The organism is Amycolatopsis sp. A1MSW2902 (assembly GCF_017312175.1).
In the GTDB taxonomy this organism is placed as follows: domain Bacteria; phylum Actinomycetota; class Actinomycetes; order Mycobacteriales; family Pseudonocardiaceae; genus Amycolatopsis; species Amycolatopsis nivea.
The window spans coordinates 16,378-36,082 of record NZ_QJPO01000002.1; the positions used below are offsets into that span (position 1 = coordinate 16,378).

Here is a 19,705-nt window from a genome sequence, read left to right on the forward strand (position 1 = left end):
GACCTGCCCGTCGTGGTCGCCGGCACCGGCCTGGCCCACCGGTTGGCCTGATCAGAAGCCTGTCCGCCATCGGCGTGACCCGTCACAGAGCTGCCGCTTGGTGATCCCGCCCAGGCCGGTGCCGACCCGTCGACCCGATCCTGGGAGGACCTGGCCTATGCCCATGCTCGCAGACACCATCGATGCCGTCATCGGCGTCGACACCCACCGCGACACCCACCAAGTCGAAATCGCCCTGCCTGCCAGCACGCCGATCGCGACCCGGGCGATCCCGAACACCAGCACCGGCTTCGCCCAACTGCTGGCCTGGATCGGTGAACACAGCCCAGGACCTCGAGTCGTAGCTTCTGTCGAAGGCACCCGCAGCTACGGGGCCGGGCTCGCACGAACCCTCAGCAACGCTGGACTGTTGGTTATCGAGTGCGAACAACCCAGCCGGACCACCCGCTGATGGCGCTACGAGCGCGATCGCGATCGTGTCGGCTTGCCGTTAACGATGGTGTCATGAGCCGCCATTCGCGGTTCCTCAAACGCCCTATCGCTCGAAGCCTCCGCTGCACTCGAGACGACCACTCGCAGTCACAACCACCACAAACACGCGCTAGTTGAACACGCGATCTCACCAGTCTCAAACGCCGGTTTGCACTGCCGCGACCGCACAGCGGTTGTCTCGCCACCTTGATCCGGCGGGCACTGGCCGAGGGCACTTTTCTCTTCTCCGAGATGGTTCAGAGCACGTTCCGCGTGTAAGAGTGTGCGCTGCATGCAGCAGACCGACGCCTCGCTGTCGAGGTAGGGCCCGAACCTGGGGACCACGTCGAAGCCGCGCCTGCTCCGCGGCCGCGGAGACCGGGCGCCACGTAGAACCGCTTGAGCCCGGCGAATCCGCCGTCCTGAAGCTCGATGCCGACCCGCCGGTCCCCCAACGCGACCGCCGACTAGGTGCACAGACCCGGCCTCCAACTCGTGCGCCGAGTACCCGAAGCTCTCGCCCTCGGCGTACGCGGATGCGGCCAGGTCATCGTCGAGTGCGTCGACCAGCGCTAGGACCTCCGGATCGCGGACGGTCACCGGACAGGTGTCGGCTGTTGGTTACGGCCTGAAGCATCCGGGCAGCGAGTACCGGACGGATGCGGCGACCGTCGTCCTGTGGTGTCTGCTCGCCGTGGCAGGCGGCACGGTCTTGGGAGCTGCTTTCGCCCGGATCGGCGCAGCAGGCTGGCCCGCGGCGGCCGCGACCGCGCTGGCTGGGGGATTACTGGTCGCGGACACTTTCGCATCCTTTCGAGCAGCTGACGGAGTTGCACTGACCGCAGTCGCCGTGGCGGCTCTGGCAGTCGTGGTGTCCGCAGCTGAGCGCACCGTAACGCAGTGGCGGCGTGTGGGCGCGCTGCTGGTTCCGGCAGCTATCATTGGGTGCCTGGTGATCAGAACCCCCGATCTTCTCGAGGCCGTGATCCACGGCCTCGCGTGACGGACCAGCCCTCCGCAGGCGCACCGGGTTTGCTGTGCCCAGGCCAACGCTTCGGTACGCGGAGGGTGCCGAAGCCCTCCCACACAGCAGATCGCCAGCCTGGCCGCCAGGATGCGGGGTTTTCCCTTCGGCAACTGGACGGGCTTGCCGCGGGTTCGGCGTTTGAGGAACATCGGAACCGAAACCAGCGCTAAGGATGGAAACCGCTGGCCACAGCGTTCTGAGTCCGTGCGTGTCAACGGCCAGCCGGAATTCCCCGTGGACGGCCACTTGCGGACGGCCAGGTCGATTCCCCGCTGGCGGCCAGTTGCACGGCCAGTGAGCGCAGCAGGTTCGTTGGCCGCGGGGCCGTGCTGGTCATGCCGCGAGGTTGATCGCGCCTCGACCGCCAGCACGGCGCGGCGCGGTGGCACGGGGATCGGTCAGCTGCCAAGGTCGTTGCGGCTCGGCGTCGTTGCAAGAACACGTTCTCGAATACGGTGCCTGCGCGTCAGTCTCCTCCTGCTGCGAACGCCCGCTTCTGCCGCTGAGCAAAGCCTGGCATGGGTTGAGAGCCCGCATCGCTACCACCACGCGGCCTCGCGGGGACGATCACGAGCGGGCGACGTCCCAGGGTGTCGATTGTCAGCGGCCAGTGCGGGACGGCTTGTGCCATCGACAGCCGCGATGTTCACCGGTCGGGTGCGCGGAGGTCTGGACTCGCGGGCAGGTCGTGGTGAGGAACTCGCCTCGTCCCGGCGTGGTTCCCGGACGACTCGATCGCACAGCGCTCTCTCACTCGTTTTCGGCGGCGGCCGGCTCGAGTTTGGCGTCGATGTCGGGGATCCAAAAGCAGAGTTCCGTCGTCTTCAAACGGCACCAGTGGCGTGCCCGCCGCCCCTCCCGCACGATGCCCAGCAGCGCCGCGACCAGCCGGGCCGCAGCGCACCCGGCCGCCAACCGATGCGGGCCAACGGCCAGTTCCACCAGCGTGACGACCGCCGCCAACGCGAGCGCGAAGGCGATGTTGCGCAGCATCAGAGACATCGCCTCCAGCCTCGTTATCTCGCCAGACGCCGTTTTGTCGTGCAGTTCGGCCGCCGCCATCAGCAGTTTGTGATCGGCGCACACGAAAGCCCGCTCCTTGGCCTGCGGGACCCGGTCGAGGAAGGCACGCCGAGCGTCGTCCGGCGCCCAATGCCGGCGAGGCGCGATCCTGTCGATCAGCACGCTCAGCGGGGCGGTGAGGTGCCCCAGCACATAGCTGCCGACCACAGCCCCCACCACCAACAGCGCCGACGGCACGCTCTGCAGCCCGGCGAGAGAGAATAAATCCAGGCGGGTGAGCACGTAGATGAGAAGCGCGAGGTGCAGCCCCCCAGGGATCGCGAGGCTGAACAGGTCGAGAACCCCGACGGCGAAGGTCACAGCAATCCTCCCGGACGGTCGCAGAGTTGATCTCCAGCCGACGGAGTCTGCCACGCGAGTGCGAGCCCCAGCGCTCGAACTGGACAAGTCGTCCCGCTCGAGCGCCCGAGGACTCGTCCCTGCCGAGACGACGGACTCGGTGCGTCCGCCAACGCACTGCCCGGCGGACGTGATCAACACCAACGTCCTCTTCTGCCGCTGAGCTGTCGTTCGGGAACGCGGCGGCGGCCCAACCGGCCGCGCAATAACCCGTTCCACTTCTGCACTGGTGTCGGTGGTTCCACGACTGGCGACATGATGGTCCCTCGGCCTTGGCAACGACAGATCGATCTGCTCCAGCCGACGGGCGGGCAGCTCTCGACGGGCTAAGGCCACGGCTGCCGAGAGCTACGCTACGTAACCGGGTGCGCGGCCAGATGGCTCCCCGCTAACTGGCCGCCAGCGGGGAGTTCAAACTGGCCACCAACACGTGCGTAGCCTATCAGTTTGTGATATGCGCCACGTCTGATGGCGGTGAAGCAGGTTCGAGGCGTTCGGGTCCGTCAGCCGCGCCTGAACGCCCTCGGTGTCTGGTCAGGCGCGGTCTCGGGAACACCCTGGCGGGGTCGGGCGTTGAATATGGGCTGGTTTCATTCCCTGGTCGAGGATCCATGGCAAACGGCCAAGCACCGTGGTTCGAACATGGCATCTTGGCGTCGAGTGCCCCGGGGCGACAATGTCGGCGAGAGCAATTTCACGTAACGTGACATGGCGGATGCGCCATGAATATGACCTGCGTCACAAACATGTTAATACTTGGAAGGTGTCGCGGAGGGTCACTCTCCGGGTTCAGTCGGTTACGCAGCCGACTCGCGTCAGGAGGGGTGCGAATGAAGCCGAGGCTTCTGCTTTTGGGGGCCGGAGATCCGGATTATCGAGGATATTCGCTCGAAGCATTGGCTAATAGTTTTCGGGTGGTCCTTTTTGACGCTTCTGCCAATGAATGGCAGGCGTTTGAGGAACATCGGAACGGAAAACGGCGCTAAGCGCCAAAGTTGCTGGTCGGTGGCGTTCGGAGACCCCGCGCAGAAGCAGGTATGTGATCTGGGCCACTAATTCGGCCTGTTCGTCGGACCTGTCGGTCGTTCTGCTTGTCAGCGGGGGTTGTTCAGTGCCCGTTTCAGCTGGGCGTGCAGGTCGGTGAGTTCGGCGGCGGTGGTGTCCATGGCTCCGGTGCGCTCGTTGAAGTCGAGCAGTTCGCCGGCTTCTTCCCATGTCCTTTCAGGACTGGTGTCGTTGAGGGCGACGTGCATCCGCATGATCGGGGGCGGCATGGGCCGCCACATGCTGCCGAGGTGGTAGCTGGTGATGATCGCGTCCGGGACGGCATCGGTGGCGGGGTCGGTGACCTCGAGGTCGCTCACCGCGACTTCGAGCATCGTGTGGTGGCGGTCGACGCCGAGGTACTGCCCGGTTTCGGGGTCGTGGAACAGCTTCCGGGTCGGTGCTTTCCGGGCCAGCTTCCACAGGTCGCGGATCGCGGCTCGCTGCGCGGTCTCCTCGGCGCTGCGGCCTTGCTTCTGCCTCCACGTCGACCACGCGATCCCGGCGGCGAACGCGGCGAGTACCGCTGCGGCGAGCGGCCACCAGCCGGTCGCGTTCACGACTGCGCCGCATGGTCGGCGAGGGCGCGTTCGTGCCGGTTCGCCACGGCCCGGAGCTGGTCGGCGAGCGCTGCGAGCTGTACGGTCGCGTCGGCCGGGTAGCGCAGTTCGGCGGCTGGACGCACGGCCTCGGCGAGCTGCTTCGCGATGCGGGTGAGGTAGTCGGGGCTGGGCAGCAGCCGTTCGGAGCGTTCCCGGATCCGTAGTGGCGTGTTCCAGTCCGGCAGCGCCGCGGCCGCGACAGCTTCCGCGCGTTCGACGGCCCGTTCGGACAGCGCGTCGAGTTCGTCCGGTGCAAGGGGGTTGATCTTGCCGATGCGTGCGAATTCCTCCGGCGGGGCACTGTTTTCGGTGAGGCGGGCGTGTTCCAGCGCGAGGGAGGCTTGGCGGGCGAGCGGCCGGAGCTGGCGGAGGATTTCGGCACAGATGTAGAGGTCGCGATCGCGGCCGTAGTCGAGCAGCGTCGGGTTGGTCTCGACGGCGGCAGACGCGATCGCCGCCGCCCGTGCCGCGCGGGCCCGTGCGCGGTCGAGCACCGGCTCCCCGCCCGGGATCCTGGCGGCCAGCTCGTTCAGGCGCTTCACGTCGTCGTCCATCGGGTCCTCGCTTCGTGCCTGGTCAGGCGTCGGGTGCCAGGGCGGCGAAGTCGGCGCGGGCCTGCTCGACCGCATCGGGGAACTTCTGCCGTTTCTCGTATTCGGCGAGTGCCCGGTAGATGCTGGCGAGGCTGGGGTTTTTCCCCCGGCGTTTGCCGGTGGGTATGTAGAGGTCGGGGCGGATGTCCTCGACGGACTCGCCGTTCGCGCGGCGGCGGAGCACGGTGTGGAGCATGTCGTCGGTGATGACCGGGGGCCTGCCGCCGTGGTTTCCCTTGCGGGCAGCGGCGTTCAGACCCTCCAATGTGGACTCGCGGATGGTCTCGCGGTCGGTCTCGGCCATCGCGGCGAAGAACCCGAACAGCATCCGGCCGGTGCCCGAGGGGTCGTAGATGCCGGGGATCGGCCCGGCGAGCATCTCCAGCAGGATCCCGTGCGCGGTCAGGTGATCCGCGAGCGCGGTGAGTTCCGCGGAGTCGCGGCCGAGGCGTTTCATCTCGTACACGGTGAACAGGACCCGGCAGTGCGGGGCGTGCGCCTTGATCTGCCGAGCCGCCTCCAGCGCGGCCTCGAACTTCGGCCGGACGCGGATGCGGGTGGAGATCTTCTCGGCGAAGATCTTCTCTCGCGGGATGCCGTGCGCGGCCAGCGCGTCGAGCTGGGACTGCAGTTCCTGGGTCAGGTGCGAGCAGCGGACGTAGCCGATCCGGATGTCCGCAGCCGGAGCGTCCGCGGCGATCGGCGCGGGCGGCGGAGTGCCCGGTCGCCACGGCTGTCCCGGGCCGCGGTCGGCGGAGGTGGGGACGCGCAGGTTTTTCGCCAGCCGAGGAACTTTGGCGAACCGGCCGGTGTGGTAGGTCCCGGCGACCGCCCCGGAGCGGGACCTGCACGGAGAGCCCGGTTCGGCCAGGCAGCGCGGGCACGAATGCCGCTCGACCTCGTCGGCGTCCGACAGCTCCGCGGCCGCCGTCATCGCCGCCACCCGGCCCGGAACCGGCGCCGCCAGGCACCGGCGGTGCGCACCAGCGGCCACACCACGCGCCGCGTCGCGCCGGCGGGCAGCCGGATGACCGGCCAGCGCGCCGGAAGCGCCGCCTGGCGGCGCATCCGCTGCTCGAATTCCGGCCACGAGGAGGCCTCGCCCATCCGCAGCGACCGCCGCGGCGCCCACGCCGCGAACCGCCGCGCCGTGGCGCGCTCGCCGTCCCCGACGCTGCGCAACCGCCGACCCGCTCCGTCACTGTCCATGCCCGGAATTTTCTCACAAACATTTCCCAGAACCACCTCGGCGCGCTGTTTGAGTGAGAACGAGTTCTGAGACGGATTCCGCCGGGCCGGGTGTTCGTGCGCCGGGCTTCCGGACCTTCTTTCGGAAACGACCGTTTATGAGAACGCGACGCGATAGCGTTCACCGCATCTAGTTTTACTCAACGCTTCTTGTTGCGATTACTGAAACATGCGGCGTATCGTGAAACACATGGCGAAACGAGACATGATCGACGACCTGGTGGACATCCTGTACCCGTGGCCCGAAGCCGACGACCTCGTCGACGGCGACGAAGATGCCCTCGACGCCTGGCGCGACGACGTCGCCGGCCAGCGCAGGGAATTCGAGCAGACCCTCCGGCTCACCGAAGAGCACGCGGACGGCGACTACGACCCGGTGCTGACCGAGATCAACGCCGCCCAGCGGGAGATCCGCGCCGCCGAGGCCCGCAAGCGGATGCTGGTCGCCTACGGCCGCGAGTTCATCAAGCCCCAGCCCTACCAGCTCAAAGACCTCGCCGCCGCGGCCGGGATGTCGATCTCCGGCACCCGCAGCTCCTACACCGTCGAGGACATCGCCGCCGTCGCCCGCCGCATCGGCCGCCAGCCCCGGTTCCGTGCCGAGGACACCAGCACCGACTGACCCTGTTCCCGCCCCGTGAAAGGACTCCCTGCCATGGCGAAGAAACCCCGCACCACCGCCGGCCGCGCGGACAAGCTGCGCCGACGGGCGGCCCGCGCCGCCAAACAGCATGACCGCGCGCACGGCCGCCGCCCTGGCCACGGCGGCCTGGTGCACTTCGGCCCGGACATCGACCCCGCGCGCCTGGATACCGCCGGGTGGCACGTCATGGGACCCGGCGACGACTTCGACGACCTCGACGAGGCGGCCTTCGCCGGCCCGGACACAGCACTGCTCGACACCGGCGGCTGCCCGGTCGCCGATGCGTGCGCCGGCTGCGGCGGCACCGCCGGTCTGCACGCGGTCACCTCCGCGTTCAGCAAGCCCGGCGGATTCGACGTCGGCTGCGCCACCCTGTGCCACGGTTGCGACGACGGCACCTCGTTCCTGCACCGCTTCGGCCTCGACGGCATCGAGACGGCCTTCGACCGCCACGCCGATCACGCGGCGGTCGGCCGGTGATCGCCGACGACCGCGTGGCGCTGCCGGCCGCCGAACGCGCCCTGGGTATCGCTCCAGAGCACGTCGGCCATGCCCATCATTTTGCGGTCGGGGTCGTCGAAGTCGACGCCGCCGACGACCACCGGCAGGTCGTCGGCGAGGTCGGGGCGGCAGGCCAGAAACGCCCGCATCGCCCCGATCGTCAGCGGGACCGGATCCGGCTGCGGCTCCTCGGATGCGGCCGGCGCGCGATCGGGGATCGAGATCTTGCGGTCGGCCAGGTGGGCGGCCTCCAGCTGCTGTTTCACCGTGTTCGCGTTGTCGGATATGCCCATGAGATAGCCGCCGAGCACCATCTTGTCGTCGCGGGCCTTCTCCAGGTGCTTCCGTTCGACCTCGCTGAACTGCTGGTCCGAACATGCTCCGCTGATCCCGTCGAGCCACTGGGCCAGCGACACCTTCGCCGTCGAGACGACCACGTGAACCTCCTTCTGCCCACAGGCCGGACGGCCCGGGGCGGCGATTGTCGGGACCGCAGGATTGCCGCTTCCGCGCGGCCTCGCCCGTGATTCGGTCGGAGCGTCACCCGAAAGAAAACGCCTGGTCCCTCCGCTACCATCAGGCCCCGCACCGGCGGCTGGCACCGGGGCGGGCGCGAAGGAGACACGGGCACGTGGGACGGCGCGGATCGTTGTGCGAGTGCCACACGCCAGGCGCATCGCTGTTCGGCGAGGGCCTGGGCATCGGCGGGTACCTCGCGGCCGCGGAATGCGCGCAGCTGCCGCCCGCGCGGCACCGCGACGAAAGGGACGTCGTACGCGGCTGGGCCGTCGGCATCGGCCAGTGGTTCTTCTTCTCCGCGCCGGAACCGGCGGCAGCGTTCGGCCGGGCCGCGCGGATGTCGTCCGAGTGCAGCGGCTACGGCGTGTACGAAGCGGCCCGCGAAACCCGGTTCTGCGAGACCCACGGCACCGATGAAGCCGTGCTGCTGGTCAACCCGCAGGCCTCGTTGCTCACCCGCGGCGACGAGCACCAGCTCGCCCTGCTGGCCCGGTTCGTCCAGGGCATCGAGCAGCGCCCCGCCTCGGCCCACTGGCACCACCCCGCCGACCCCAGCGAACCGACGGGAGGCGGGTGCCACGCCACGCTCGACAACGGCCGCCCGTGCCCGAAAAACCCCCGGGCCTCCGGGCTCTGCCACATCCACGACCCCGCCTTTCGATGCGGCGCGCCGACACTCACCGGCGGCCGCTGCACCATGCCCACCGGCGGCGGAGCCTGCTACCACCACGCCTGACCGATCACGCAGTTGTCCACGTCCGCGGCGGGCACGTACGTCACCGGACTGATCACCTGAGCTGCCGGTTTTTCCGTTGCAGCGCAACGCGAAACGGGAAGAACGACACGCCGGACACCGGTTCCGTCGCGGCACGCCGAGCGCGGGTGGCGCCGACCCGCGCGCTGAGGCACAGTGACGGCTCCCGACCCTGGAGAGAGGAGCCACCCGGCATGACCGACTCCGTCGTGGTGCCCGTTCCCGGCCCGCAGCAGTGGACATGGGGACCGTCGCGCACTGGGCTCGGCGGCTACGGCGGGACCTGCGCCGTCGGCCCGCTGGCCTTCGCCGTCAGCGCGACCCGCCGCCACGGCGACAGCTGGGACCTCAAGGCCACCAGCACCGTCGTCGGGGCCGCGATGGCCTCCAGCTCCTGGGAATCCGACGACCTGGCCTGCACTCCCGACGGCATCGTCGCCGAACTCGCCGCCCGCGACGTCCTGCGCCAGCTCGTCGCGACCACGCGCCGGCGCGTCGCCGAGGCAGCCCGGTTCCTCGAGGAATTCGACGCACTCGCGCAGCAGTCCTCGCCGTGACCCGTTCGGCTCCCCGGCCTCGCAGGACCGGGGGCGGTCAGGCGCTGAGCCGACCCGGGCCGCACCGCGCTCCGGACACGTCCCCGTCGCGACGGCCTGACCACCTGAGGCGCATCGACCGCACGTCCAGGCCCGGCGCGAACGGTTCGCTCTCGACGTCGCCGCGCCAGTCCTGCAGCAGCCCGTCGAGGCCAAGGTCGGCGAAGTCGTCGAAAACAGTCACGAATCTTGCATCGGAATCGAACACCAGTTCGTAACGCGCAGGCCGGGTCCGCGACGAAGACGTGACCCGACGACGACGTGAACGGCTCGCCCGGTCCCGAGGGGGAGGGAGATCGGGCGAGCCGCCTCTGACCGCACGGAACGGATATCCCGGCGGGCAGCGTGTCCGCACAACCGTAGCGAAAGCAGACCTCGCGCACACCTGGAGCCAAGGACGGGTCGCGGATTCCCCCGCAACGGCGGATCATCACCGGACATGGACAGCGCGCCGACCGCCCCGCGATGACCGCCGGGATGCTCGACCCGTTCCAGCGGCACCTGCTCGCGTGGCTGGAGGACAACGCCGCCCCGTACCGCGCGGCGGGCGCGCGGCGTGGCTGGCGTTATCCGACTCAGTTCGACCTGCTGCTAGACGAGGGCCGCTGGTTCGCCCCGCCCACACACGGCGACGCCGACCCCAATGCCGCGCAAATCTGCTACGCCGCGTCCACCCGCCTCGCCCGCCGCCGGGGTCTCGCCTACGTCGAGGGCTACGCGCTGGCCGAAGTGGGCGAGAGTCTCCAGGTGATGGAGCACGCGTGGTGCTCCACCACCGAGGGTGTCGCGGTCGACCCGGCCTGGGGAGCCGGTGGCGGGAAGGCCTATCTCGGGATCGCGATCACCGAGGCGTTCCGGGCTTTGGTGACGCGCCGGGCCCGCTGTGCGGCCGCGATCCACGCCTGCGAAGCCGACCGCTTCCGCCTGCTCGAGCATGGCCTGCCGCCGGACGCGGTGCTGGACCTCGGAATCCCCGCCGTGTCGCGGTGACGGCGGGTCAGTCGAGGTCGTCGTCTTCGTCGGCGTCGTCCAGGACGGTGTCGGGGTCGCTCAGCGGGCGCAGGCCGTCGGCGAGGTCGGCGGGCAGCAGGAACGTGTACTTGCCGAGCAGGTTGATGTGGCGGTGGCGGAACGGGGAGAGCCGGGCGGCGTCCTCGTCGCGGACCTCGGCACCGTCGGCGCGCAGCTTCCCGAGCACGGCATCGAGGTAGCGGGTGTTGAACAGCACCACCGCGTTGAGCACCAGGCCCAGGGCGCTGAGCTGGTCCTCCATGCCCTCGTAGTAGCGCTGGCGCAGTTCGCCGCGGCGGCCGTGGAAGATGTCGCGGCCCAGCTCGTGGCGGCCTTCCTGGAGGTTGCCCTGGGCTTTCATGGTGCGCCGGTAGCCGGGTTCGTCGGCCATCCGCAGCACGTGCAGGGACTTGTGGATCCGGCCGTAGTGCGCGATCGCCTCGCCGAGCTGGGTGGGGTTGCCGTCGCGGGAGAGCATCCGGATCACGTCGTGCGCGCGGACCGCGCCGGTGTGGATCGAGGCGATCACCCGCAGGATGTCCTCCCAGTGCCGGGCGATCCGCTCCAGGTCGACCTTGCCGCGCGCGGCCTGGTTGAACGGCCCGTAGTCGGCTTTCGCCTCGACCCGCCACAGCTTCTGATCCGGCAGGTCGGCCAGCTGCGGGGCGTAGGTCCACCCCGCCAAAGAGAGAAGTCCGAACACGATGTCGCTGTAGGAGGCGGTGTCGGTGACGATCGTCTGCGGCCGCACGCCGCCGTCGCGTTCGTAGAGCACGTAGAGCACGTCGAGCACGTAGAGCGAGTCGCGCGGGGTGCCGGCCACGACCTTCGCGCCCAGCCCGGCGGCCTGGTCGTTGACCATGTTCAGCCAGGTTGCGCCCTTTTTCCTGGTGCCGAAATATCGGGGGTTGTAGCCCGCGTGCACCGTCTTGACCGGCACGACGAACCGCATCCCGTCCACCGACGCGACGTGCCCGCCGCCCCACAGCTGCGCCAGCCCGATCCCGGCCTGCGCCTCGATCAGCGCCGCGTTCGCCGCGCGGATGGTGTCCAGCCGCAGGTAGTTCGCGTTCACGTGCGCGAGCCGGTCCCGGGTGAGCGCGGGCATCCCCGGTTTGAGCACCGGCCGCCAGCCGATGTTGCACGCCTCGGCGACCAGCAGCGCGGCGATCGTGACGTTCAGGTCCGCCAGCCGGGCCTCGCCGCCGGTGACCGAGGCGAACGCCTGGTCGACGCCGGTCCAGGAGAACACCTCCAGCAGCACCTCGGGCAGGTCCACGCGCGGCATCATCAGGTGCGTGAGGCCGCGCAGGTTGGCCAGGCTCGGCGGGTCCGCCTCGGCGTGCAGCGCTTTGAGGTGCAGGCGGCCGTCGTCGCCGACGCTCGCCGCGGCGTTCGCGGGCAGCCGCGAGGCGACCTCGCGGTAGGTGTCGTGCAGCAGCCGCGCCCGCTCGGCCAGGTGCTCGCGCGGGTCCTCCGGCAGCCCGAGACTGGCCAGCACCATCGGTTTCGTGGCCGCCCAGGCGCCCCCGGCGAGCAGCTTCGCGCGCGGGTCTCCCCATTTGGAGGAGTTCGCGGCGAAGATGTCGCGGCGTTTGAGGCAGCGGTGGAACTGCTCCAGCACGCAGAACGTCCAGGCCCGCCAGTCGATCGTGCCCGGTTCCAGGTCCGGGGCCGCCAGCACCAGCCGCCGCCACGACCCGGCCAGCAGGCTCTGGTCGATCTCGGCGGCGCCGACCTTGTTGCGGCCCCCGCCCCACAACCCGGGCAGCGCCTTCAGCGCCCGCAGCACCGCCTCGCCGTCCGGGGCCGCGCCGAACCGGATCACTTTGCACAGCAACGGAAGGAACGGCCGCACCGTCGGATACCGCTTCACCCGCTCGCCCCGCCACGCGGCGTCGGCGTCCTCGTCCGCCGGGCCGGCCAGCGCGACGATGTCCTCCAGGGCCTGGGAGATCTGCGCGCGCGGCACCACCGCCTCGATCTGCTCCCACACCTGCGACAGGCTCACCGGCTCGAAGGCGACGTCCACCTCGTAGGCGACGCCCTCGGCGACCTCCTTGGTCGCGGAGGTGGCCTCCAGCAGCACCCCGACCACCGCGGCCAGCCGGATCGAGGCCTTACCGAGCTTGGGCCAGGTCTTGACCTTCTGCTTGGCCGATTCCCGCTCCGCCCGCGCCAGCAGCTTGCTGGTGATCAGCACGTCCAGCAGGTCCAGCGCGTCGTCGACCGCGCGGGTCTGCAAATACACCACCGTGGCCAGCAGCGTCGCCAGCCGCCGGCGGTCAGGGTGCCGGCGCAGCAGCGGAGCCTTGCCCTCCATCCCGTACCGCGACAGCTCCGCCAGCCGCCGCGGCGGCACCAGCGACGCGTCCACCTCCCCGAACCCCAGTCCGAGGATCTCGCCCGCGCGCTCGAGCGCGGCGACCATCGCCGGGCCCGACACCCGCGTCGGCGGCCGCCGCATCGTGTCCAAAGTGGAATGCCGGCCGCCCTCGGCGACCTCCAACAGTCCGTCCAGCAACGCTTTCTGCTCGTCGGTCAGCAGCGTGTGCAGCGTCTCCCACAACCGCTGCGTGGCCGCGTCCCGCCGCGACGCCACCAGCCGCACCAGCGTCGACACCCCCGGCAGCAGCACCCGCCGCTCCCGCAGCCACCCCACCGCCGCGTCGAACAACGCCTTCGGCCCGTCCCCGGTCGTCCACGACCAGCCCTCGACCCACTCGCCCAGCTCCGCCTCGACCTCGGAGAACTCACGCCAGCCGTCGGCCCCGCGGATCTCCCAGACATGCTCCAGGCGGGTCTTGTCCCGCTCGCCGTAGGACTTCACGCACGACGGGTCGGCGATCTCCAGCTGCTCGGCCAGGTACTCCACCAGCCCGGCCGGAACCCCCTCCAGCGGATCGTCCAGGAACCTGCCCGCGTACCGGACCGTGGACAGCTGGACCGCGAACCCCAGCTTGTTGTGATCACGCCGCTTCGGCTCGATCAACCCCCGGTCCACGTCGTCGAGGAAGAAGTACCGCTCCAACTCCGCACGCGAGAACCCCTCGCCCGGGAAACTGCCGTACGCCGACGCCTGATCGTCGGACAGGAACTCAACCGGCAACGCATCTCTCCTGCTGCTGCAACCCGCCCACCGCGGCGGAACCGCGAGCACCCCACCAGCACCACCAGCAACGCGTCAACCCACACAACCCCAGGTCAAACCATGATCAGCGCTTAGCGCCGTTTTCCGTTCCGATGTTCCTCAAACGCCGAACCGCCTTCACCGCAGCTGCGCCAGTTGTGCAACGTCGGCCACGCACCCGTCTGTCAATGGTCAGTTTGTTCTCCCCGTAGGCGGCCAGTTGTTTTCCCCGCTGGCGGCCAGGTGGATGTCCCCGACGGCGGTCAGTTAATTCCCCGCCTTGGTTGGGGTTGATCAGGGCGTGTCCTGTGGATCATGGGACGGGGTCGCGGAGCCAGATTCTGATGGTGGCGACGTCGATGGTGCCGCGGAAGACGTAGTCGCGTTTGTCGGTGCGCATGGCGACCGCCCAGTTGGCCTTGAGTTTGTTGATGGCGCGTTCGACGACGTTGCGGTGCTTGTAAGCCTCGGTGTCGAACGCGGTCGGTCGGCCGCCTTTTACTGCCGCGCTTGAGGCGGTTGGCTTTCTGGTTGGAGGGCTCGGGAATGACCGCCTTGATATCGCGTGTGCGCAGGTGGGAGCGGATCGCGCGGCTGGAATAGGCTTTGTCGCCCAAGACCCGGGCGGGGCGGGTACGGGGCCGTCCACGACCGCGGTGCCGGATCCGGATTCGGGCCATGACCGCGTCGAACGCCTGCGAGTCGTGCCGGTTCCCGCCGGTGGTGACCCGGGAAACCAGCCGGCAACGGCTGTCCGCGGCAAGGTGGATCTTGCTGGTCAGGCCGCCCCGCGAGCGCCCAAGCGCTTCCCGGGGTGGTGGCTTATCCGCCGACTTCTTCGTGGATTTCGCCGGTTTCTTGGGATTCGACCGCGCCCCCTGTGTTCACCGTGATCGTCGCGACCACCTCCGCAGGGATATCAGCCGGCGGCGCATGGCGGGCGCCGGCGGCATGCTGATGCGCCCGCACCATCCCGGCATCCACCCCGACCGTCCATTCGCGACCCTCGCCCACATCGGCGTCGCGGCGCAGCTCATCCAGGATCTTTTCCCACGTGCCGTCACCCGACCAGCGGCGATGCCGGTTGTACACGGTCTTCCAATTCCCGTACTCCCCAGACAGATCCCGCCACGGCGCACCCGTCCGGGTCCGCCAGAACACCGCATTCAGCACCGTCCGGTGATCCATCCACCGGCCACCCCGACGCGGACTCCGATCCGGCAACAACGGCTCCAACCGAGCCCACTGCTCATCCGTCAGATCATGCCGATCAAACACCCACCCGGCTTACCGCATCCCAACATCAAGATCTACGAGACACGCCCCAGTGCAATGGCCTCACCCCTTGACCTGAGGTGGCTTGTGCGAGCCGGAAGCTGTCACCTTGGGTGACAACGACGTGGGCGTGGTGGAGGAGCCGGTCGACTGTGGCGGCGATGCTGGACCGGCTCCTGCACCGCGCGACCGTCGTCGGCGTCGACGGCCCCTCCTACCGACTCCGCTCACATCAGTCCACTTCGGACACGTTGTGGAAGGCGGTGGACGCGCATGTCTCCTGACCCCCGCGACCCGAACTGGAACGCGACCCGCAAAACCTGCCCGATCTGCTGGGAAGCGTTCCTCGCCACCGGCCGGCAAGCCAAGACCCGTCTCTACTGCTCACCCCAATGCAAACGCACCGCGGCCGCCCGCCGGGAGGTCGAGCGCACCACGCCCGCAAGCAGCAATGCCAGTCCCTTCGGGACACCGCCTCAGGCGGCAGCCCCGCCGGCGCCCGCGCCGCCGCTGCCGCACATCGCGGCCCAGCGCGACTGCCCGCACTGCGGCGGCCCCGTCACCATCGTCGCGCTGCTCACGACACCCGAAGCCGCCCGACCACAGATGCCCATCGCAGCACCCGACGGCGCGAAGGCCGGAGCCCCGCGCCGTGCTAGCCGATTCCGTAGGTCTTGGTGTTGGCGAACTGGTCCATCCCGGACCGCCCGAGCTCCCGGCCGATACCCGAGCGTTTGGTGCCACCGAACGGCACTTCGGTGGGCGCGGCGAGCCACTTGTTGATCCCCACCCCACCGGTGTCCAACAGTCCGGCGACGCGCCGGGCCTCGTCCAGATCTTCGCTGAACACCGTCCCACCGAGACCGTAAGGTGTGTCGTTCGCCAGCCGCACGGCCGAGTCGGCGTCCGGAACCCGGTAGATCATCGCGAGTGGGCCGAAAGCTTCCTCTTCGTACACCCGCATTTCCGTGGTGATCCCGGTGATCGCCGCGGGTTTGAAGAACGCGCCAGGACCGCCGACGCGACCCCCGGGAACGAGCACGGTCGCGCCCTTGCCGACGGCGTCCGCGTATTGCTCCTGCAGTAGGTCTGCTGCCGCCTCGCTCGACAGCGGGCCGATAGCCGTGTTCGCGTCGAATGGATCGCCGACCTGTTGTCCCGCAAACGATTCGCTGAACCGCGTGAGGAATTCCTCGGCCACGGCTTCGGTCAGGATGATGCGCTTGGGCGAAACACAGGCCTGCCCGCCCAGGGCGAGGCGGCAGGAAACGGCGGTACTGACGGCTTTTTCCACGTCCGCGGAGTTGAGCACGATGAAGGCATCGGATCCGCCGAGTTCCAGCACCACGGGCTTGATGTGCCTGCCGGCCTGTTCCCCGATGGCCGAGCCGGCGCGGTCGGATCCGGTGAGCGTCACGCCCCGGACGCGGTCATCGGAGAGATAGCGCGAGGCTTGTTCCGGCGCGATCAGCGCGGTCTGGTACGCCCCGGCCGGGAGCCCGGCCGCATCCGCGAGCTCGCCGAGGCGGAGAGTCGAGGCAGCGCACAATTCCGATGGCTTGAGCAACACCGTGTTGCCGAGCACCAGATTGGGGGCGGTCGCGCGCATCGCCTGGGTCAGCGGGGCGTTCCAAGGTTCGATCCCGAGGATCACGCCGACCGGCTCGCGGCGCGTGATGGCCCGGCTGAACCCTGGTACCTCGGTCTCCTCGTCGGCCAGCAAACTCTCGGCGTTCTCCGCGTAGTACCGCAGCATCGCGGCCGCCTTGCCCGCCTCGGACTTCGTCTGGGCAAAGGTCTTGCCCATTTCGACGGTCACGAGCCGGCCGAGCTCGTCCGCATGGGACTCGACGAGCTCCGCGAACCTCAGTACCAGGCGGCACCGTTCCCCGAGTGGAACCGTTCGCCATTGACCGTACGCATCGTGCGCCCTGGCGAGCAGCGACTCGGCTTCTTCATCGCTCAGGGGCGGGAATTCCCGGACGAGTTCACCAGTTGCCGGATTCACCGTCCGGTAAACTCTGGTTGCGGGCATGGTTGTTCCGTTGTTCGCCATGCGCACTCCTTCTTGTCGTGACGTCGACCGCCCGGTGTTTTCCCGCGCCGGGTCATCCTCCGGCCGGCGCTACCAGCCACTCCGGCATGACGGCGAGCACCGTCCGCACGTAGACCTGTGGGTCGCGGGGAACCGGTAGTTCGAGCCAGGTTTCGACCGCGCCCAACAGTCCGTGGCCGATGAACCGCGAATACGTGGTGATCGCGACCGGATCCCGCGGGTATTCGGCCGGGATGACTCCGGGCCTGCTCGTCAGCACGTCCGCCACCGCGGCCGCGAAGTGCTGGGCCACCAAGTGCCGCAAGGCAGGGCTGTGGCCGCCGACGAGTCCGGTGGTGTAGACACCTTCGAACCGCCGGAGGTATTCGGCGAACCCGGCGAGGGACTGTTCCCACACCCGAGCGAGCGAGAGGTTTACATCGCGGGCGGTGTGCACGAGTTCATCGCGGCGTTCGTCGAGGGTGTCGTACAGTGCCTGTTGAAGCGCTTCACCGGGGCTGCTCGCGTGCTTGTAGAACGTGGACCGGTTGATCCGGGCCGTGCGAGTCAGGTCCGCGACCGTGACGGATTCGATCGGCTGCTTCGCCGCCAGCGCGAGGGCCGCCTCGTGGAGCTTCCGCCGAGTGCGTGCGATCCGGGCGTCGTGCACGGGAGGCTCGATCGGTTCCACATGACCAGTTTAGCCGCCATCCGGAGATAAGCAACAGGTGTTGTTTATCTCCGGATGGCGGGACTAGAACGGCTTGCCGGCGATTTGCCGGTCTGCGAGGAGGTTGATGGGCACCGTCTGAATCGCACTGCCGTCGTCGGACTTCAACCACCGTTTGTGCAGTCGCACCAGGTACTTGTCGAGTTCGGCCGCGGCGGCCTCGATCTCGCCCCTGCGCAATAGTGTTAGCAACCGGCGCCGGGCACGGATGACGAACGTGTGATCAGGGGTCTCCAGGCGGGGTACCAGGGCGCGGACCACGGATGTCAGCGACTCGACCAAAACCGTCAGCACCGGGTTGTCGGCCGCCTGTGCGAGCAGGGTGTAGAACTCGGTGAGAATGAGGGCTCGCTCAACGCGATCGTCAGCGTCCTGCATTTCCGCGCCCGCGTCGGTATTGGCGGCCAGGCGGGCGAAGTCCTTCTCGGTCAGGAGCGGCCCTGCGATCCGGATCACCATCCCGCAGAGCCAGCGCATGCAGTCAGTGAGGTCTTTCAGGGAGAAGTCCGTGAGGGACAAGCTATGGCTGATCGTGGAGGCAATCGCCTGTGAGCCGGGTTCGGTGATGAACGCCCCGCCCTGGCGGCCCCTGCGCAGCGTGATCACACCGCTTATCTCGAGCATCCGCAATGCTTCCCGTATCGTGTTGCGGCTGACCATGAACTGCTCCACCAGCACTCGTTCAGGTGGCAGCCGGTCACCCGGTCCGAGTTGCCCGCTGCTGATCAGTTCTTGGATCTGCTCGATGATCTCGTCGAAGACGCGCCGGGGCCGAGCTGGTCGGAACAGCTCGGGCGTTGGTTCGGAGGTCACCTGATGTACCCCGCTTTCTCGGTCCGGGCGACGGGCGCGCCGGTTGGCGTCAGCACTGCGCAATGGTAGCGCCTTTGAACATCTACTTGCGGGTGGCCGCTGTGCACGCGTCGTCGAACGAGGTATCACCCGCTGCGAGCACAGGACGGTAGCGCATGACCCGTGCGGCGGCGCTGCATCCCGCCACGGCGGTGAGGATCCCGCTGCGGCCATACAGGGCGAGCCAAGAACCGCGCTGTGGATCGTGATCGACCACCTTGACGGTGTCAGCGCCTGCCGGGCGGCCCAGCACCTGGATTCGTTTGCCGTATTGATCGGACCAGACGTAGGGGACGGATTTCGGAAGCGCGTCCGTGGCTGTCCCGCTGATCCGCGCGGCGACGAGGTCGGCCTGCTCACGCGCACTGGTCCAGTGCTCGTGGCGGTGCGCGGCTCCGTCTCGGGCGTTCGTCCAGGTCGCGACGTCGCCAATGGCGTATATGCCCTCAGCGGCGGTACGTCCGGCCGAGTCGCAGCGCACTGCACCGTCGACGACGAGCCCGGTCCCCGCCAGCCATCCCACCGCGGGGGCCGCGCCGAGGCCAGCCACCACGACGTCGGCGTCCTCGTAGGTGCCGTCGGCAAGGTGCACGCGCTGGCCGGGCCCGACTTGCGCGACGCGATCCACGGCCGTTCCGCACCGGAGCCGAGTACCCGCGTCGACGTGCAACTCGGCCAGGAGTGAGGCGACGTCGGAGCCGAGTAGAGCCTCGAAAGGCTTTGCCGCGGCTTCGATGACGACGACGGACCGGCCAAGAGTTCGTGCGCTGGAAGCGACCTCGGCACCGATGAACCCGCCACCGATGACCACCACCTGCTCAGCGCGTGACAAGGCGTCGCCGAGTTCGATCGCGTCGGTGAGTTCGCGGATCGTGTGGATCGGGCCGCCGGTCCTGTCGGCGGGGAACCGGCGAGCCTGCGCGCCGGACGCGATGACGATGTTCGAGGCCGTGAGCGCCTGGCCATCGTCGAGTTCGACCCGTTTGCCGAGGGCATCGAGTTTCACCGCACGGGCCGACAGACGAACGTCGATACCGAGCGAGGCGTAGTGCTCCGCGGTGTGGAACGCGATGTCCTCGGCCTTGTCCTTGCCGGTCAGGATGCCCTTGGACAGGGGAGGGCGGTCGTAAGGTAGGGCTGCCTGCGCCTCGAGGACGACGAGCGGATCCTCGTAGCCGAGGCGGCGCAGTTCGGTCGCGGCGCGGACGCCGGCGACCGAGCCGCCGATGATGACGGTTCCGGTGGACACGGG

The 19,705-nt window shown here is 68.9% G+C and carries 19 protein-coding genes and 1 pseudogene; 7 read left to right on the top strand and 13 right to left on the bottom strand.

Going from position 1 to position 19,705, the window contains the following annotated elements; genetic code table 11:
• Positions 1-163: 163 nt before the first annotated feature.
• The gene (locus tag DMP23_RS42815; protein ID WP_337824535.1) at positions 164-451 is read left to right on the top strand and encodes an IS110 family transposase; all 288 of its coding nucleotides are present in this window, start codon (positions 164-166) and stop codon (positions 449-451) included.
• A 1,797-nt stretch (positions 452-2,248) separates the two neighbouring features.
• On the opposite strand, the gene DMP23_RS42820 is transcribed toward DMP23_RS42815, so the two are convergent.
• The 5 genes from DMP23_RS42820 to DMP23_RS42840 form a co-directional block, all read right to left on the bottom strand.
• On the bottom strand, positions 2,249-2,881 hold the full coding sequence (locus DMP23_RS42820; RefSeq protein ID WP_337824536.1) for a hypothetical protein: 633 nt from the start codon (positions 2,879-2,881) through the stop codon (positions 2,249-2,251).
• Between the two features lie 1,133 nt (positions 2,882-4,014).
• Entirely contained in the window at positions 4,015-4,524 is a 510-nt protein-coding gene (locus DMP23_RS42825) for a hypothetical protein (protein ID WP_337824537.1), read from the bottom strand.
• Positions 4,521-5,120, bottom strand: coding sequence for a hypothetical protein (locus DMP23_RS42830; RefSeq protein ID WP_337824538.1), 600 nt, complete (start codon positions 5,118-5,120; stop codon positions 4,521-4,523). The genes DMP23_RS42825 and DMP23_RS42830 overlap by 4 nt, the downstream gene beginning before the upstream one ends.
• A gap of 22 nt (positions 5,121-5,142) precedes the next feature.
• A complete protein-coding gene (locus DMP23_RS42835; RefSeq protein WP_337824539.1) occupies positions 5,143-6,093 on the bottom strand; it encodes a recombinase family protein in 951 nt (316 codons plus the stop codon).
• Positions 6,090-6,368 carry a hypothetical protein gene (locus DMP23_RS42840; protein WP_337824540.1) on the bottom strand — a complete coding sequence of 93 codons (279 nt, stop codon included), beginning with the start codon at positions 6,366-6,368 and terminating at the stop codon, positions 6,090-6,092. The genes DMP23_RS42835 and DMP23_RS42840 overlap by 4 nt, the downstream gene beginning before the upstream one ends.
• Before the next feature lie 229 nt (positions 6,369-6,597).
• Between DMP23_RS42840 and DMP23_RS42845 the strand changes: the two genes are divergently transcribed.
• Positions 6,598-7,029, top strand: coding sequence for a hypothetical protein (locus tag DMP23_RS42845; RefSeq protein WP_337824541.1), 432 nt, complete (start codon positions 6,598-6,600; stop codon positions 7,027-7,029).
• Between the two features lie 33 nt (positions 7,030-7,062).
• Positions 7,063-7,530, top strand: a complete 468-nt coding sequence (locus tag DMP23_RS42850) for a hypothetical protein (RefSeq protein WP_337824542.1) — start codon at positions 7,063-7,065, stop codon at positions 7,528-7,530.
• Here DMP23_RS42850 and DMP23_RS42855 read toward each other — a convergent pair.
• On the bottom strand, positions 7,509-7,988 hold the full coding sequence (locus DMP23_RS42855; RefSeq protein ID WP_337824543.1) for a hypothetical protein: 480 nt from the start codon (positions 7,986-7,988) through the stop codon (positions 7,509-7,511). The genes DMP23_RS42850 and DMP23_RS42855 overlap by 22 nt on opposite strands.
• Positions 7,989-8,182: 194 nt before the next feature.
• Here DMP23_RS42855 and DMP23_RS42860 point away from each other — a divergent pair, with 194 nt between their 5' ends.
• Both DMP23_RS42860 and DMP23_RS42865 read left to right on the top strand, forming a co-directional pair.
• A complete protein-coding gene (locus DMP23_RS42860; RefSeq protein ID WP_337824544.1) occupies positions 8,183-8,806 on the top strand; it encodes a hypothetical protein in 624 nt (207 codons plus the stop codon).
• A gap of 212 nt (positions 8,807-9,018) precedes the next feature.
• Positions 9,019-9,381: a hypothetical protein gene (locus DMP23_RS42865; RefSeq protein WP_337824545.1), complete on the top strand. Its 363-nt coding sequence runs from the start codon at positions 9,019-9,021 to the stop codon at positions 9,379-9,381.
• 37 nt (positions 9,382-9,418) lie between these two features.
• On the opposite strand, the gene DMP23_RS42870 is transcribed toward DMP23_RS42865, so the two are convergent.
• Positions 9,419-9,604, bottom strand: coding sequence for a hypothetical protein (locus tag DMP23_RS42870; RefSeq protein WP_337824546.1), 186 nt, complete (start codon positions 9,602-9,604; stop codon positions 9,419-9,421).
• Positions 9,605-9,885: 281 nt separating this feature from the next.
• Here DMP23_RS42870 and DMP23_RS42875 point away from each other — a divergent pair, with 281 nt between their 5' ends.
• A complete protein-coding gene (locus DMP23_RS42875; RefSeq protein ID WP_337824547.1) occupies positions 9,886-10,410 on the top strand; it encodes a hypothetical protein in 525 nt (174 codons plus the stop codon).
• A 7-nt stretch (positions 10,411-10,417) separates the two neighbouring features.
• On the opposite strand, the gene DMP23_RS42880 is transcribed toward DMP23_RS42875, so the two are convergent.
• Positions 10,418-13,540, bottom strand: a complete 3,123-nt coding sequence (locus tag DMP23_RS42880; protein WP_337824548.1) for a Tn3 family transposase — start codon at positions 13,538-13,540, stop codon at positions 10,418-10,420.
• A 334-nt stretch (positions 13,541-13,874) separates the two neighbouring features.
• A pseudogene (locus DMP23_RS42885) lies at positions 13,875-14,839 on the bottom strand (IS5 family transposase).
• Between the two features lie 158 nt (positions 14,840-14,997).
• Here DMP23_RS42885 and DMP23_RS42890 point away from each other — a divergent pair.
• Positions 14,998-15,120: a hypothetical protein gene (locus DMP23_RS42890; protein ID WP_337824549.1), complete on the top strand. Its 123-nt coding sequence runs from the start codon at positions 14,998-15,000 to the stop codon at positions 15,118-15,120.
• Between the two features lie 371 nt (positions 15,121-15,491).
• On the opposite strand, the gene DMP23_RS42895 is transcribed toward DMP23_RS42890, so the two are convergent.
• The 4 genes from DMP23_RS42895 to DMP23_RS42910 all read right to left on the bottom strand — a co-directional run bounded on the left by DMP23_RS42895 (position 15,492) and on the right by DMP23_RS42910 (position 19,702).
• Complete coding sequence (locus DMP23_RS42895) at positions 15,492-16,892, bottom strand: aldehyde dehydrogenase family protein (RefSeq protein WP_337824550.1); 1,401 nt, start codon at positions 16,890-16,892, stop codon at positions 15,492-15,494.
• Positions 16,893-16,944: 52 nt separating this feature from the next.
• On the bottom strand, positions 16,945-17,562 hold the full coding sequence (locus tag DMP23_RS42900; protein ID WP_337824551.1) for a TetR/AcrR family transcriptional regulator: 618 nt from the start codon (positions 17,560-17,562) through the stop codon (positions 16,945-16,947).
• A gap of 63 nt (positions 17,563-17,625) precedes the next feature.
• Complete coding sequence (locus DMP23_RS42905) at positions 17,626-18,414, bottom strand: FadR/GntR family transcriptional regulator (protein WP_337824552.1); 789 nt, start codon at positions 18,412-18,414, stop codon at positions 17,626-17,628.
• 82 nt (positions 18,415-18,496) lie between these two features.
• Entirely contained in the window at positions 18,497-19,702 is a 1,206-nt protein-coding gene (locus DMP23_RS42910) for an NAD(P)/FAD-dependent oxidoreductase (protein ID WP_337824553.1), read from the bottom strand.
• Positions 19,703-19,705: the final 3 nt, after the last annotated feature.